Source organism: Paraburkholderia sp. RL17-373-BIF-A (assembly GCF_046030175.1).
Taxonomy (GTDB): domain Bacteria; phylum Pseudomonadota; class Gammaproteobacteria; order Burkholderiales; family Burkholderiaceae; genus Paraburkholderia.
The window spans coordinates 19,521-34,412 of the sequence record NZ_JARESO010000062.1; the positions used below are offsets into that span (position 1 = coordinate 19,521).

At 59.9% G+C, this 14,892-nt stretch carries 11 protein-coding genes; 10 read left to right on the forward strand and 1 reads right to left on the reverse strand.

Annotated features, from left to right (window positions below; genetic code table 11):
* The first annotated feature begins 774 nt into the window (after positions 1–774).
* Positions 775–1,029: a hypothetical protein gene (locus P0D80_RS40775; RefSeq protein WP_132381546.1), complete on the forward strand. Its 255-nt coding sequence runs from the start codon at positions 775–777 to the stop codon at positions 1,027–1,029.
* Positions 1,030–1,091: 62 nt separating this feature from the next.
* On the forward strand, positions 1,092–1,337 hold the full coding sequence (locus P0D80_RS40780; protein ID WP_243658501.1) for a hypothetical protein: 246 nt from the start codon (positions 1,092–1,094) through the stop codon (positions 1,335–1,337).
* Positions 1,338–1,569: 232 nt separating this feature from the next.
* Here P0D80_RS40780 and P0D80_RS40785 read toward each other — a convergent pair whose 3' ends face one another.
* A complete protein-coding gene (locus tag P0D80_RS40785) occupies positions 1,570–1,755 on the reverse strand; it encodes a hypothetical protein (protein ID WP_132381545.1) in 186 nt (61 codons plus the stop codon).
* Between the two features lie 925 nt (positions 1,756–2,680).
* On the opposite strand from P0D80_RS40785, the gene P0D80_RS40790 reads away from it, so the two are divergent.
* From P0D80_RS40790 to P0D80_RS40825, 8 genes are all read left to right on the forward strand, one after another.
* Complete coding sequence (locus tag P0D80_RS40790) at positions 2,681–3,676, forward strand: GlxA family transcriptional regulator (protein WP_408292210.1); 996 nt, start codon at positions 2,681–2,683, stop codon at positions 3,674–3,676.
* 883 nt (positions 3,677–4,559) lie between these two features.
* A complete protein-coding gene (locus tag P0D80_RS40795; RefSeq protein WP_408292212.1) occupies positions 4,560–5,534 on the forward strand; it encodes a GlxA family transcriptional regulator in 975 nt (324 codons plus the stop codon).
* 49 nt (positions 5,535–5,583) lie between these two features.
* Entirely contained in the window at positions 5,584–6,966 is a 1,383-nt protein-coding gene (locus P0D80_RS40800) for an undecaprenyl-phosphate glucose phosphotransferase (RefSeq protein WP_408292215.1), read from the forward strand.
* A 113-nt stretch (positions 6,967–7,079) separates the two neighbouring features.
* The gene (locus P0D80_RS40805) at positions 7,080–8,204 is read left to right on the forward strand and encodes a polysaccharide biosynthesis/export family protein (protein WP_132383201.1); all 1,125 of its coding nucleotides are present in this window, start codon (positions 7,080–7,082) and stop codon (positions 8,202–8,204) included.
* Positions 8,205–8,250: 46 nt separating this feature from the next.
* Entirely contained in the window at positions 8,251–9,909 is a 1,659-nt protein-coding gene (locus P0D80_RS40810) for a glycoside hydrolase family protein (RefSeq protein ID WP_408292217.1), read from the forward strand.
* A complete protein-coding gene (locus P0D80_RS40815; RefSeq protein ID WP_121311450.1) occupies positions 9,894–10,466 on the forward strand; it encodes an arsenate reductase/protein-tyrosine-phosphatase family protein in 573 nt (190 codons plus the stop codon). Before P0D80_RS40810 ends, P0D80_RS40815 begins: the two co-directional genes overlap by 16 nt.
* The gene (locus P0D80_RS40820; RefSeq protein WP_408292220.1) at positions 10,463–12,727 is read left to right on the forward strand and encodes a polysaccharide biosynthesis tyrosine autokinase; all 2,265 of its coding nucleotides are present in this window, start codon (positions 10,463–10,465) and stop codon (positions 12,725–12,727) included. The genes P0D80_RS40815 and P0D80_RS40820 overlap by 4 nt, the downstream gene beginning before the upstream one ends.
* Complete coding sequence (locus tag P0D80_RS40825; RefSeq protein WP_408292222.1) at positions 12,724–14,877, forward strand: glycosyltransferase; 2,154 nt, start codon at positions 12,724–12,726, stop codon at positions 14,875–14,877. Before P0D80_RS40820 ends, P0D80_RS40825 begins: the two co-directional genes overlap by 4 nt.
* Positions 14,878–14,892 lie beyond the last annotated feature (15 nt).

A 14,892-nucleotide genomic window follows, 5' to 3' on the forward strand; every position in this document is an offset into this window, starting at 1 on the left:
CATCGGCCCGTATGTATCAGAGTCTTTGATTGCCACTTTCGATACCAATATTCCCTCGTCGTAGCTAACGGCAATTGACCAGACCGCGGTATTTGTTGGGAAGAACTGCCAAAAGCATGGCCGCATCCGCCACGCCATGAGGTGTTTTGGACCTGAGCCAATTACCCATCAAGTCAAATCGCCATGCCATATGAAACGATCATTCCCGCCTTCGTCTTTATAGACAAGGCTTCCCATCTTTTCGCAGCGCCCCTCGAATCGCATCGATGTGATCGCAACCCCCTTCGAGGCTACCCGATGGCATCAAGCGAAATCGCCCGCAGTTGTGCGAGACTTCTAGCGAATAGAACTGCTGATCCACACGAGCGGGGCGCACATGGATGAGAAAGTAACTTACGTGTATGAGTACACCGGTGGCTTTGGTACATACCGTACTACCGGTATACGGGCAGTACACCAACTTCCCCTTGTCGGCGACAACGTAACAATGAAGGTCGACGAACTGGGATTCGATGGCGTTCTGCGAGTGAAGTCACGGCTCTTCGATTACGATAAAACAGGCTCACTAACCGTCATTCTGGGTCTGTCTCACACGGTTGCTTAGGATCGCTCGTGAGTTCGCAGCGGGAAGAGTCAACTTATTGATGCACGCAGCCTGAATCCAATACATGTGTACCGGCTCACCACACAGCAGGCACTAAAAGAGGAGTGTCCGCAATCCCGGGACATGACCGCCTTGTTCCAGAACGCTTCACTTTTATGAAAGAGTCACTGATGGAAGACATTCAACAGCTGCGGATGCAACTTCTCGCGTACCAGACGCTAATCGCAGCGCTGCTCGCCAAGACATCTCCCACAATCAACGAACTGGAGCGTATGCGACGTGCAATCCGACGCAGCGCCACGTTCCATCCGATGGACGAACAGAGTCGCGATTCGGCGGGCGAGTACGCTGCAGCGATTGAAGACGTATTTCTGTCTGCGTCGCTGGTCATTCAGGACCTTAGAGAACCACCGGCTGTGTCTTAGTGAGCGGCGTCTGCGGGTCGAGGTCTTGCAGAGAGTCTGCTGACCACCGCCGTGGTTGAGAGATGTCCGCTCCGGCGGACAAAAAATCGCGCGCCGCATTCGAGGAAACCATGCAGCTACCGAGCGTTGATAATTTTGTCAAAGACCAGCAACACGGCATCACGTACAACATTTGCGCTTATCGAAAACTTTCCTGGGACGAGATGATGCGCGCCGTGCAAGTCTTCAATCAACAACAAGGAGGACGCCCACCCAGGCAAGGAGCGGTCGTCAAAATTTTTTCAGTGATGGGACTCAACGATGGGTAGTCGCGCGATTTCGCCGCCCCGCTATGGGGCCAACCGCGTGTCCGAATGGCAAAACGTCTCTTCGGTAGCTTGTGCGTTCTAATTGGAAGCGAAAATAGCGGCTCACTGTGCAAGTGATCCGCCAATCGGAAAACGGTGAACCGGAACGAACATTTTCGTCTCCTTTATCGAACCGTCTTATGTCACGGCTCAATCCACCGCGGAATGTCCAGCCACAACCCGCGCTGTGCGTCTAATTCAGGATTGAAAGCAGATCGGCAATGCTCACATTGGGTAATTGCTTGGCGATCATGTCCCAGAAGATCACATCGTGCATCGCGCTCGCATCTTCGGCCGTTCTCCACTGCCGCGCGCCGACGATGCTATCGGCGGTTTCGCTGGCGGCATCAACGATTGTCTTAATGTGTTGTTTGTGCATGAACGGGTTATCGGCTGCGCGGCCGACTTATTTAGGCCCTCACGCAATCGTTTGCTTAATGTATGACTGGCCTTGACACAATCCCGCTTGAATCTGACGGCCGCAACCAGCCCCGTGCGGCGAACGCACCGCGTGGCGCGTCTACATGATACGGGTGTCATCCTTCAAAAATGACTCTGGAAAGCCCTACCCCGAATATTTCCGGATCAATTGGAGTCAGACAATCGCTGCGCAACAGCAAATCGAAATCAGGATGAGGCCGTGTGCCGACGGCCGGTGCGATTCTATCAATCCCGGCTCGACCTTCCTCCGAGCGGCGGCTATCGGAAACATTCTGTCCGAAGAGACACCACCGTTTCGACCGCGCTTGACGAATTGCTACCCGCCATAGGTTTCCTCGCGTCAATGGCGTTCTGAGCACCGGTCTCAAACGAGGATGAAGAATGCAAACCTCGTCCAATTCAGAATCGTTACGCCATGACAACGCTTTTTCCGCAGGCCTGGTGACGCGCGTCGAAGCCGCAGACAAAGACAGATTCCTCATTCTGTTATTGCGTGAGACGGGATTCGGAATTACAGCGAGATAGAATACTTACCGGGCATTACCCAAGCGCGCGCTGCACGGGTACCAACACCTCGAATAGGGATTTTTCTCGTGTCTGGTATAAATCATTTTTGAAGATTCCCTATACATTCCGTCTCAGTCTATCCAGGATATCGTCTCGACGTATTCGAATTTTCTCCGTTTAAACGCGTGCCCCAACTCGGTGCTCCCATACCCACTCAATGTCCTCACTGCCAATGTCTTGACTAATTCAGCCTATAATAATGGCGCCTGTATCATTTGCATAACAGGCCTCGACAAAAGAATTACAGGGTCTTGAGAGAGGCTTTACAGGCCACAACATTCCGGGGTAAAGAACCAATGGGGCTGGTACATATTCCGCCGCTCAGCTCGCGGCAAAGTGCGGTGCCGGCGCAAGTGAACGCGACGACTCACGTCGACATAGTGCTGTTCAATGGCTTTGCGCTGCCTAAGGTCGCAGCGCTCATCGAAATATTCCATAAAGCGAACGCGCTCGCCGCGTCGCAACGATCGGGCCGCGCGCGCTACGATGTCTCGCTGCTTTCGGCTGCGGGTGGCCGCATTGCGAGCTCGTCGTCGGTGTTCGTCTGGACGGACAGCGTCGATTCACACAAAGGCACGAGCGACACGCATCTGATGTTCATCGCAGGCGGCGCGGGCGCGCAAGAGGCACGCTGCGATGAGCGCCTGCGCAATTGGCTACGCCACAGGCATCCGTTCAGCGAAATCGTTCACCCAATCGCTGAGGGCCGGCTGCTTCTGGAAGCGGCTGGGCTTCCAAGCCGCTATTGCCCGCTGCTGCGCAGCGGCTCCGAAGCGTGCGACCGAGGTCCGGCACGGTCGCAAGGCGACACGCCCGCGGCCGTACGCACGGCACTGCACATCGTTGAAGAAGACCTCGGGCCTGAACTGGCGCGTCAGGTTGCCGAGTCCGTCGCGCCGCCGCATAAGACTCCTTTCAGCTCTTCCGTCGCCCGCAGCGGGGCGGCGCAGGTTAGCGAGAAGATTATGGCGTCGGCCCGGTGGCTGGAGGCAAACGTCGATCGTCCCATCTCAATCGACGACGCGGCGCGTCTCGCAGCCATGAGCGAGCGCAACTTCTTGCGGCGCTTCAAGAACGAGATCGGTATGACGCCCTCTGACTATCTGCTTCGCGCGCGTCTGAACCTGAGTTGTCAGATGCTCATTGAATCGCGTTTGCCCATCGACAAAATCGCACGGCGCTGCGGAATTGGCAGCGGCGGTCAGTTGGCCAAGCTGTTCAGAAAGTATCTGGCGACCACACCCACCGATTACCGGCTGAGCAAAGAAGCCTCTCCGAGTAGCCTGAGCTGAGCCCGCAGCGTGGCGCTCCCCTGAAAGCGAATACCTGCGCACGGTGATCCGCCTTGCGGAGAAGCGGCCGAGCTCATTCCGGGCTGCTTCCACCGACGCCCGCCGCTTCTGTTTCGATTGCCGATAGCCCTGCGACGGTGCAGTGCCCTTAGCCAGCCACCGGGCAATCCGATGCATTGATACGGCCGGCACAAGCGATACGGATCGACACCCGTCATGGGAGCGCACCCGACAAATTACACCGAAAGTAGTCAGTAACTGATGCCAATGTTTCCGGGTCTATTTTTTCCTTTCGGGTCTCAGTGGCGAACTGCAATTAGCGCAATAGCGAGCATTAATTCACCACTGCTTTTTCACATCGCGAACTTTTCACATAGAAAAAAGAGCTGGCTGAACCTGCTATAGCGACCGAAATGATGCAATGTGTATAACTCGGTTAACCACCCACACTCGCGACACCACCCTGATATATCGTCATTTCGCCATGATTTGACCGTATTTGAGTCAGCTGGCAATGAGGCTCCAGACGCGGACTATCGCGACACGGCGCCCTCTTTCGCGCCGATACCGCGCGCCAAATATTCAATTGCCGGATATGAAGCCAATATGAATTTCTTGGCGTTCGTCAGCGGCAAATCGATGCATTTCGTGTCAAAAAATTACCAGCCTGGATGTTCTTGATCAAATCCGCCAAGAGCATGGTTGAATCGGACGCCCCTGTCTGATCAGAGCACCCCCGCGAATATGATGCGCTGCAGAAAACTCATTTTCGCTAATAGTGCCGGGGGCCAGCGGTATGGAATGTGCGACTGATATAACGAGGAAAACAATTCATCTCATGATGGGCGGGAGCGTGGGGTTGGCGCGCCGCCGCAGACAGGTTGTGATTCTCCTGTTCGAAGGTTTTTCGCTCATTCATATGGGGCGCCTGGCGGAGACATTCAGTCTCGCCAACCGTTTGCGTCATCCGGACAACGCGCTACACAACTACTACGACCTGCGTCTCGTGTCCGCCAGCGGCGGAGCCATACGCTCGTCCTCGGGCGTGCTGATCTGGACCGACGCGGTCGACTCCCACTACGCGAATGATGTTCATGCGCTGTTTGCGCTCGGAGCCGTGAGCGCACCCGTCGAAAGCGACGAACGGCTGATCTCGTGGTTACGTCACGCCTATCCGCATGCGGAGGTGGTGCAGGGGATCGGCGGAGGTAATGGCGTTCTCGAAATGGCTCGACTCGAACCCAAGGATGTTGCAGTGACTGAGGTGGCAGGTGGTGCGATGACCGCAAGCGCGCTGTCCGCAACCAGAACCGCCGGCATCGACGCCGACGCTAGTGTCGCGCTAACCAGCGCGTTGTCCGTCGTCAAACGTGATTGTGGCTACGAGACGGCCAGCCAGGTCGCGCACGACCTGCTGCCCGTCACGCCGAAACAGTTCACCCACTCGGTATTCAATTCCCGCGAGGCGCGCGCCAGTGACCTGATTCGCACGTCAGCGTATCAGTTGCGGGTCAGCAGCGAGAGCCGTATATCGATTGCGGATGCCGCTCAGGCTGTGGCAATGAGCGAACGCAATTTCCTCCGCCGCTTCAAACAGGAGATCGGCGTGACGCCGACGGAGTTCGTCCTGCGGGTCCGCCTCGAAAAAGCCTGCCACATGCTGGTCGATACCGACCTGCCCGCCGACAAGATCGCCCGTCGTACGGGTCTGGGTAGTGGCGACCGACTGGCCAAGCTGTTCCGCCAGCACCTGCAAATGTCACCGACAGAGTATCGGACCAATGAGCGCAACCGGTTGGCTGATAACGGGTCGTCCGAACCGCCCACCGTCAAGCGGGTACGCCGCCCCGTTTCGTAGAAGCGAGCGATAGCTGGCTGCTTCCTCAACCGGCTCCACGGAGATTCTCATGAAACAAGCTGTCGCACGCCTGATCGATAGCGGGTGCATTGCGCTCGCGGCTGTCATCGCAGCCCATATCGCTCCTGCGCAGGGCCACGAAAGCGGCCCACTTCAGTTGCTGTTCGCAATCGTTATCCTGATGTCGTCAGCGGCTCTTTTGCCGATTGTTCGCGTTTACGCCGTATCGCCCATGCGCTCGTTGTATCGCCTCGGGACCCGAGTTCTGCCGGCATGGCTGGCCCTGCAGTTCGCCGGCTTGCTGCTCCTGCTGTCCATTCAGCACCAGGATGAGACGCTGGTGTCCTGGATCGCATGGTGGACCTGCATAGGCGTCGTACTGCTCGCGGCATGGCGAGTGATCGCCTCCACGATGCGTTCCTCCCCGCGTGTTGTCGGGTTGCGCGCCCGTAACATTGTCGTCGTGGGCAACGGCGAATACCTCAAGCTGATCGTTGCGAAGGTCGACTCCAGCAATCACCCGGATTTTCGTGTCGCGGAAGTTGTCGAGTTGCACGACGCCGGCGACCGCCCCGGCTCCGCCATGGGCGAGCATGGCCAGACCAAACTGGCCCGTCTCGCAGGGCTAGCGGAGTCCGGCGGCATTCACGAGGTATGGCTCGCGTTACCGCTGTCGGCCCACGCCGCGGCGGCCCATTGCATCGAAGCGCTCAAGAACACGCTGGTGGAAATTCGGCTGATGCCGGACTTCATGCCGCTCGGACTGTACGCCGGCGTCGCGTCGCTCGGCACACTCGACATCCCCTCGCTCAGTCTTTCTCCGTCGGCCATTTCTGATGAGGCGATGACCGGCAAGGAGATCTTCGACAGGGCCTTTGCACTGGTTGCGCTGATCGGGCTTGCACCGCTATTCGTGGTGATCGCGATCGCCATCAAGCTCTCGTCGCCGGGTCCGGTTTTCTTCCGGCAACGCCGCAAGGGCCTGAAGGGACGGCCGTTTTCAATCTACAAGTTTCGTTCGATGCGAGTTCATGCGCAAGAGCGTGGCGTAGTGCGTCAGGCGACACGCAACGATAACCGTATCACGCCCGTAGGGCGCTTCCTGCGCCGCACGAGTCTCGACGAGATTCCGCAGTTCATCAATGTCCTGCGCGGCGAAATGTCGATCGTCGGTCCTCGTCCCCATGCGCTTGAACACGACGACCTGTACGGACCGCTGATCTCGGGCTATCTCGACCGCTATCGCATCAAGCCGGGCATTACCGGCTGGGCGCAGATCAACGGCTTTCGAGGCGAAACGGACGCGCTGGAGAAGATGGCTGGCCGCGTCGAGTATGACCTGTACTACCTGCGTCATCGATCGTTCTGGATGGATATCAAGATCGTGCTACGCACGGTGGTCCGTGGGTTCTTAAGCAAGCAGGCGTACTAGTCATCGTGCGGAGCCGCGGACCGCGAGAAGGAGGTCGGCGAGCCCAATAAAAAGGAATCGGAGTGAAGCAATTGAAAGTCAGGTCCAACGCGCTGCGTCGCGGCGGTGTCAACATGTTTTCGATGAATCGGGTTGCATGGATTGCGGCGCTCCAGTTCGCCTTGTCCGCCTGTTCGGTTGCGCCCGGCATGAAAATGCAAAAAGCGTCTACGTTGCCGATAACCAGTGCGAGTGAGCAAGCGCCGGCCGAGCAGTTGCCCGTACCGATGACCGAAGTGACCCTGTCGTCAATCGACGAGATCCGCAGTGAAGCTGAGCGCCGTAACGATGCCAGCGCCAGCGCCCTGCTCGGCCGCGGCCAGGCTTATACGATCGGTGCTGGCGATGTGCTCCAGATCACGGTCTGGGACCACCCGGAACTGGCCGCGGCTTTGGGCGCGCAGCCACCTGCGAACGCGCGCACCTACGACCCGCCGCCGGGATTCGTCGTCGACGACACAGGCTATCTGCGGTTTCCCTTCGTCGGAAATATTCACGTCGAAGGCATGAAAGTCGACGAAGTCCAACGCAAGCTTGCGGCGGAACTGAGCAAGTCGTTCCACGATCCTCAGGTGACGGTGCGTATTGCGTCGTTTCGCGCGAAGCAGGTGTACGTCGACGGCGAAGTACGTACGCCGGGAGCGCAATCCATCAACGATATTCCGACGACACTGTACGACGCCATCAGTCATGCCGGCGGGTTCAGCGCGGCTGCGGATCAGAGCCGCATTACGTTGACTCGCAACGGTCAGTCGTACGACATCAATTTCACGGGGATGCTGCAGCGCGGTTTGAATCCTTCGAAGATCATGCTGCGACCCGGCGATCTGATTCGCGTCTCCGCCAGAGAAGAAAACGGCGTGTTCGTCCTGGGCGAAGTGACAAAACCCATTACCGCGCTGCCGCTACGCAGCGGTCAGTTGACGCTGAGCGACGCGCTTTCACAGGCGGGCAGCATCAGTTCGACGACCGCGGACGCCGCGCAACTGTATGTGATCCGCGGGCTCGGCAAGGACGCACGTGTCTTCCACCTCGACGCCGCGTCGCCCGTCTCGATGATTCTCGCCAATCGGTTCGAACTACAACCGAAGGACATCGTCTACGTCGACGGAAACGGGCTGGTTCGCTTCAGCCGTGTGTTGAGCCTTCTGCTTCCTGGTATCAACGCCGGACTTACGGCGGGGTTGGTGACGAAATGACCATGACATTGCGATTTCTCCGAAGCCAGCGCATGACGGTGCGGTCATGGTGAATCGCCGTTCCGCAATGGGTCTCTCAGCCGGCGCCGCAATACTGGGCGCCACGGCTGTCTCGCGTGGGTGGGGCGAATCCATTGAGAATCGATCACCGAGCGGATTTCGCTGGATCAGTGACTTCGCCGCCAAGGGCAAGGGTGCGACGGACGACACCGGCACGTTCCAGCGCGCGATCGACTACGTGCGCAATATCGCACTGCGCACGCGCGACACGTCGTGCTTACCGGCCTTGATGATTCCGGCCGGTCGATACGTACTCACGGAGACGATCGACACCGCGCCCTGGATCAAGCTGTGCTCGGTGGGCGGCGTCCTGCTCGACTTCTCCCAGTTGCCTGTGGGTTGGGACGGCTTGACCTGCAGAAACGAAACCACGCTTCCCGCGACAGAGTTGCGTTTTCCGGGTGACCGCTCGCCGTTCCTCGACGGCACAGGCGGCACGATCTCGATACTTGGCCCCGGGAAGGCGCGGGCCGAAGGATGGGGCATCGTGATGGGCAACCGGCAAGCCGGATTTTCGGGCGCCGTGAGAGACGCGGGTGGCCGCAATGTCGTGGTCACGGGCTGGCGTGGCGCGCTCCGGATCGATCCGCTCAATACGTACCTCACCGCGTGGTTCTCGTCGCGGTTCGAACAGAACCGCGAGAACGGCATTTACGTGGCTGCGGGGGTGGGCAGAAGCGTGAATAGCGGCGAACGGATGACCTTCGTCGATTGCACGTTTGCCGGGTCCGCGCGTGCCGTCGACATCAACTCGGACAGCATGGATTTTGTCTTCGATGCCTGCTCGTTCGATTTCAACGGCGACGTGGTGTATTTCGGCCGTCAGGCTCGTTTCGGCACGGTGGCGCTCAACCACTGTCACATCGAGGGTATCGACGGACTGCTGGTCAACGCCACGGCTTCGGGTAAGCATCTTCGCGCCGTGTTCCGCGACTCGATCGTGCTGCCGAGACGCTGGAAGCGCAAGGACCTGAACAATGCGCCTCGTCAATTGGTCGCGGGCACTGCGAAGTTCTCCGCCTCCGGCGTCGAGTGGCGTTTCGAGTCTCCACCGCAGGGGGCGTTGACGGCGTTGATCGGTGACGAGGTGCCGGTCGAGTCGGTGACCGCGATGAGCTTCCAGAAGGTTCAGGCGCTGCCGTGGCGGGGAGGCGTGATCAACGCCGACAGTCTCTTCACGGTGGATCGCCCGGGCACGCGCGTGGACGCGCTCACGCACTGGAACATGTCAGTCGCCACGCCCGGTCAGACTGCAGGCCAAATCGTCGCTTCGGACCCGGTTGCCGGAAACAGCGCAGTGGCCAGCTCGAGGCAGGCCTTGCGGCTGGCGTCGAACGACCAGGATAACGCGCCATTCTCGGTGATCACACGTACACCTTTCCCGGTCAGTCCCGGCGAAACCGTTCTGGCCGCGTGTACTGCCACAGCGACGGGCATAACGGGCCGCACGGCATTCGCGTTCCAGTTTTTTGCCGCAGGGGGCGTTCCGCTGAGCGTGAGTGAATCGCAAAGCGCGGCGAATGAACTTCCGTCTGCACAAGCAGCCGTTCCAGCCGGCGCCGTTCAGGCTGTCCTCAAGACGACCTTCACCGGCTGGACGGGAAAGCTCGAGATCAACGAACTCGCGGTATGGCGCTCGTCATGACGTTGGATGCGCGAACGCCCATTCGAGTCAGCAACGTCTCAACACAAAGAAAGAACAACCAGATGATTTCCAACGTTCTAATGGTTTGCCACGGAAACCTTTGCCGCAGCCCGATGGCTGCTGCCCTTCTTCAGCAACGCGTCGAAGGTCTGCGCGTCGGTTCCGCCGGTCTGGCAGCCGAGGTGGGACAACCGGCGGCGACCGAGGCCGTCGCGGTACTTTCCGAAATGGGCATCGACATCCAAGCGCACCGCGCCACGCAGTTGACCCGACAGATCGCGAACGACGCGGAGCTGATACTGACGATGACCGCAGCACAGACGCGAAGTCTGCAGTCGCTTTATCCGCTGATGCGCGGCCGCATCTTCTCGATACGCGGCTTCGACGATGCGGATATCGATGATCCGATGGGCATGCCCATCTCCGCATTCCGCGCGTGTCGCGAGGCATTGACAGACGGTATCGACTACTGGGTACGGCGACTGAAAAGCCTGAATGAACCAACGGGCGACCGCGTCTATCCGGAAGCCGTCTGCGTTGGCGGAGGTGCACAGTGAACCCGCCGTATGCTCCGCACGAAGCAGCCGCCACTGAGAAAGAGTTCAACCTGGCGGCGATGCTCGATGTCTTCATGCTCTATCGCCGCATGATGCTGTGGATTTTCGGAACCGTCTCGATTCTCGGCATCGCGGCGGTACTGCTATCGGATCCGCAATATCAGGTCAACATCATCACTCAGGTCGACGAGGGCTCTGCCGCAACCACCGCGTCGTCGCTGCTGGGCCAGGATCTTTCGTCGATGCTCGACGTCAAGTCGTCCGCCGACACGGAAATGCAGGTGCTCCAGTCGCGGCTTGTCGTGGCTTCGGCCGTCGATAACCTGCGTCTGGATATCGAGGCGGAGCCCGCGCGTTTTCCGTTCATCGGTCGCGCCATCGCGCGATCCAGCAAGGGGCTGTCCCACCCTGGCTTCCTCGGCATGGGCGGATACACGTGGGGTGACGAGAGCGCAAGCGTCCAGCGCTTCGACGTTCCCACCGGATTCGAGGGAGAACAGTACCGCTTGACGGTTCTGGGCGCCGGGAGCTACCGGCTTTCGGGCGCCGGCCTCGAACAGGACGTTGTCGGCCGGATCGGCAAGACCGAGACTTTTGTCAGCGACGACGGTCCGATCACCTTGCACGTGAGCGCGATCCGCGCGGCACCTGGCGCGCGCTTCAAGCTCACGCGGCAATCGCGTCTGGAGACGATCGACAAGCTTCAACGCAGTCTTTCCATCAGTGAGCTGGGCAAGGATTCCAATGTTCTTCAGGTCAAGCTGCGCGGCAGCGACCCGGTGCTGATCACGGCAATCCTGAACGATATCGCCCGCCACTATGTCGGCCAGAACGAGGACCGCAAAGCGGAGCAGGCCGCGCGATCGCTGACCTTCCTGCGCGGCCAGGTACCCGACTTGCGTGCGAAACTCGATGCCGCCGAAAGTGCCTATGCCGCGGTTCGAAGCAAGCTGGGATCGGTGGATCTCGACGGTGAGGCGCGCGCCATCCTGCAGCAATCCGCCGACAATGAGACCCAGGTCAGCACACTCCTGCAAAAGCGCGCGGAGGCGCTGACCCGCTTTGAGCCGACGAATCCAACGGTGGTCGCGCTCGATCGCCAGATCAAGGTGCTGCAGGCGCAATCGGCCGGGTTCAGTCAACGCATCGATCGTCTGCCGGAGACCCAACGTCGGGTGGTGACGGCACAACGTGACGTCAAGATCAGCAATGACCTCTACGTCGGCTTGCTGAACAACATCGAACAGTTGCAGATTCTGGAGGTGGGACGGATCGGGAACGTCCGCGTTCTCGATAACGCGTTGTTGCCCGACCAGCCGATCCGGTTGTGGCGCCCCGTGTTGTGTCTCGTCGTGGTCGTGCTCGCCGTGTTTGCAGCGGCCGCTACCGCGTTCATCCGCGATCTGCTGTTCCGTGGGATTTCCGATTCACACGAGATCGAAGAACAGACCGATCTCAGCGTGTTCTCCGTGGTGCCGATGGCGAACCGCAGTGGCTTCCGGTTGTCCGGGTACTTGCGTCGAAAAACCCCCCCGCGACGGCCACTGGCGTTCGTCGATCCGGCCGACCCCGCGATCGAGAGTTTGCGCAGTCTTCGTACGGCATTGCAGTTTTCGCTGTCCGACTCGGGCAACAAAGTCGTGATGTTCACCGGGCCGTCACCCAACATCGGTAAATCGTTCATCGCGTCGAACGTGGCCGCGGTTCTCGCACGGACCGGCAAACGTGTCCTGTTGATCGACGGTGACCTTAGACGCAGCGGACTGAGCCGTGCCTATGGCTGCCACTCGGCCGTTGGGCTATCTGACGTGATCGCCGGTGCCAGTGGGCTCGACGCGTCGATCCGCAACGTCGAGCGCTCGACGCTCGACTTTCTCCCAAGCGGGTCGATGCCGCCTAATGCTGCCGACCATCTGAGCAGCCCGAGCGTGTCCGATCTTTTCCAGACGCTCTCCGCGCGGTACGACGTGGTGATCGTCGACACCGCACCGCTCCTTCCTGTACCCGACGCCGCCATTCTTGCGCCCTATTCCAATGGCAATGTGTTCCTGGTGGCGCGCGCCTCCATCACGAAGCCGGCGGAACTCGAAGAGTGTGCGCGCCGCCTGCGGCAGGTCGGCGTCGACGTGAAAGGCGTGGTACTCAACGGGATCGATCGGCACGCAGGACGATTCCGGTATGGCACGACCTACGGAAGCTATCGCTACGCGAGCTCGCGAAGCAAAGATGCTCGCCCCGTGCTGGACGAGGTCGCGCAATGACGCAGCGAGGCCGCGATGCCTGGGCGGCATCTTTGCTCTCCGTCAGCGCGCTGGGATCGGCCGGGCTGGCGTTCGCCGTACAGGCGATGCTGGCGCGGTCGCTGTCACCTTCGGAGTACGGACAGTTCGCCGCCGCGCTCGCCGTCGTGACCATCATTGCCCCGGCGGTCGGCTTCGGCGTGCCGTCCTTCTGGCTAAAGGCCTACGGCACCGAAGGCTGGGCGGCAAAGCGCTGGATGGAGGCATCGGTCCGTTTCATCACTCGCAGCGCGCTCGTGTGCCTCGTCGCCGCCGCGCTCTGGGCATGGGTCGGCACGGCCGACGCGCGCACCAGCCAACTGCTGCTGTCGATGCTCCCCGTGGTATTGACGCAGGGCGTAATCGAAATGGCCTCGGCGAAACTGCAGCTCGAAGAGAAGTTCGGGCGGGTTGCGATGTGGCAGGCATTGCAGCATGCCGGACGTCTCGGACTGGTGCTGGCTTGCTGGCAGTTGGGGGCAAGCAGCGAGGCGATTGCGCTCGGCTTCGGCTGCATGGGCGCAATCGTAACGCTGTGCGCCTGGCGGTCGGTCTCCGCGCTGCGGCGTGGTGCTGTGGAACTGATTGGACATGGGGCGAAATCCGCAGCGCGACGGATGAGCGGGAGTTTGCCAACGCCGTCAATCTATGAACTCTGGCTCAACGCCATGCCCTTTGGCGTCTCCAGTCTCCTCTTCTATGCGTACGGACAATGCGGGCTGGTGATCGTCTCGCACCTCGGCACGTCGCAGGACGTCGGCGTCTATAGCGTCGCCGTGACGATCCTGACCGCGCTCTATCTATTGCCAACCGTTTTGTTCCAGAAGCTCCTGATGCCGCGCCTTCACCGTTGGGCTGCGTCGGGCGACGAGCGTCTCGAACGAGTGTACCGGGACGGCAACAAATGGATGTTCGCCTCCGGTGTCGCACTGGCCGGCATCGCAGCATTGCTCGCGCCGTTCGCAATCCCACTGGTATTTGGCAGGCAATACGAGCAATCAGTGAATGTGGTGATGCTCATGACACTGAGCACGCCATTCAGATTCCTGACCGTCAGCGCCTCTTCCGTGATGACGACCCGCAATCTGATTCATGTGCGTAACCGCTGCGCCTTCGCTGCGTTGTTATTCAGCGTCGTTGCTGGCGTGATCGGCGTGTTGCTCGCAGGCATCGTCGGCGCCGCGGTTGCGTCGGTCGCAGGCGAGGTCGTCTGGGCTGCGCTGTCCGTGCTGTGCGCCCGTCGTTTCCTGGCCGGTGCACGGCGCAAGCCGGCACCGGTCGCTGACGTTCAGCAGGATGCCCAGATTGCGCCCTCCTTGCTATCCGAACAGATTCCGGTAAGCGTGATCATTCCATGTTTCAACTGCCGCGCTACGATCGGGCGAGCCGTCCAGTCGGTATTCCTGCAGACGTGCCGCCCACGTGAGTTGATCCTCGTCGACGATTGCAGCACCGACGGCACACTCGACCTTCTCGGCCAACTGGCGCTGAGGTATCCAGCCAACTGGATCCGCGTACTGCCGCAGCCTCGCAACGCCGGACCGGGTGCAGCGCGTAATGCCGCATGGGCGGTTGCAACACAGCCCTACATCGCGTTTCTCGACTCGGATGACAGTTGGCATGCCGCCAAGATGGAGATCCAGTACGGATGGATGCGTGCTCGTCCGGAGGCGGCGATCACTGGCCATCCTGTGGCGCAACTCGAGCCCGGCGAGCATCCCGAATCGCAACCATGGCCTTCTGCCATCGCGCCGCGCCGCATGTCGCGACGGCGCATCCTGTTCTCGAACCGCTTCACGCCGTCCAGCATTCTGATGCGCGCAGATGTCGGCGCCCGGTTCGACGAGAAGAAGCGGCACGCTGAAGACTATTTCATGCTGCTTGAAGCTGTTCTGGTGGAGCAAGGCGAGGCCTACCTGTTTCCGATTGCCCTTTCATACGTCTACAAGGCGCAGTTCGGTGCGCAAACCGGCCTGAGCGCTCAACTCTGGAAAATCCAGAAAGGTGAACAGGATAACTACCTCCACTTCCGCAGACGCAGAGTCATCAGCAACGTCGAATGGCTATGTTTTTCCCTGTTGAGCGCAGCCAAGTATTTTCGGCGCTGCGTGCTGTCGCGGAGATTTACGTGAGAAAAGTACCCGCAT

Excerpts from the sequence above, each read along its gene's own strand:
- P0D80_RS40775 (WP_132381546.1), top strand. The coding sequence starts at position 775 with ATGGAAGACATTCAACAGCTGCGGATGCAACTTCTCGCGTACCAGACG.
- P0D80_RS40780 (WP_243658501.1), top strand. The coding sequence starts at position 1,092 with ATGTCCGCTCCGGCGGACAAAAAATCGCGCGCCGCATTCGAGGAAACC.
- P0D80_RS40785 (WP_132381545.1), bottom strand. The coding sequence starts at position 1,755 with ATGCACAAACAACACATTAAGACAATCGTTGATGCCGCCAGCGAAACC.
- P0D80_RS40790 (WP_408292210.1), top strand. The coding sequence starts at position 2,681 with ATGGGGCTGGTACATATTCCGCCGCTCAGCTCGCGGCAAAGTGCGGTG.
- P0D80_RS40800 (WP_408292215.1), top strand. The coding sequence starts at position 5,584 with ATGAAACAAGCTGTCGCACGCCTGATCGATAGCGGGTGCATTGCGCTC.
- P0D80_RS40805 (WP_132383201.1), top strand. The coding sequence starts at position 7,080 with ATGTTTTCGATGAATCGGGTTGCATGGATTGCGGCGCTCCAGTTCGCC.
- P0D80_RS40810 (WP_408292217.1), top strand. The coding sequence starts at position 8,251 with ATGGTGAATCGCCGTTCCGCAATGGGTCTCTCAGCCGGCGCCGCAATA.
- P0D80_RS40815 (WP_121311450.1), top strand. The coding sequence starts at position 9,894 with ATGGCGCTCGTCATGACGTTGGATGCGCGAACGCCCATTCGAGTCAGC.
- P0D80_RS40825 (WP_408292222.1), top strand. The coding sequence starts at position 12,724 with ATGACGCAGCGAGGCCGCGATGCCTGGGCGGCATCTTTGCTCTCCGTC.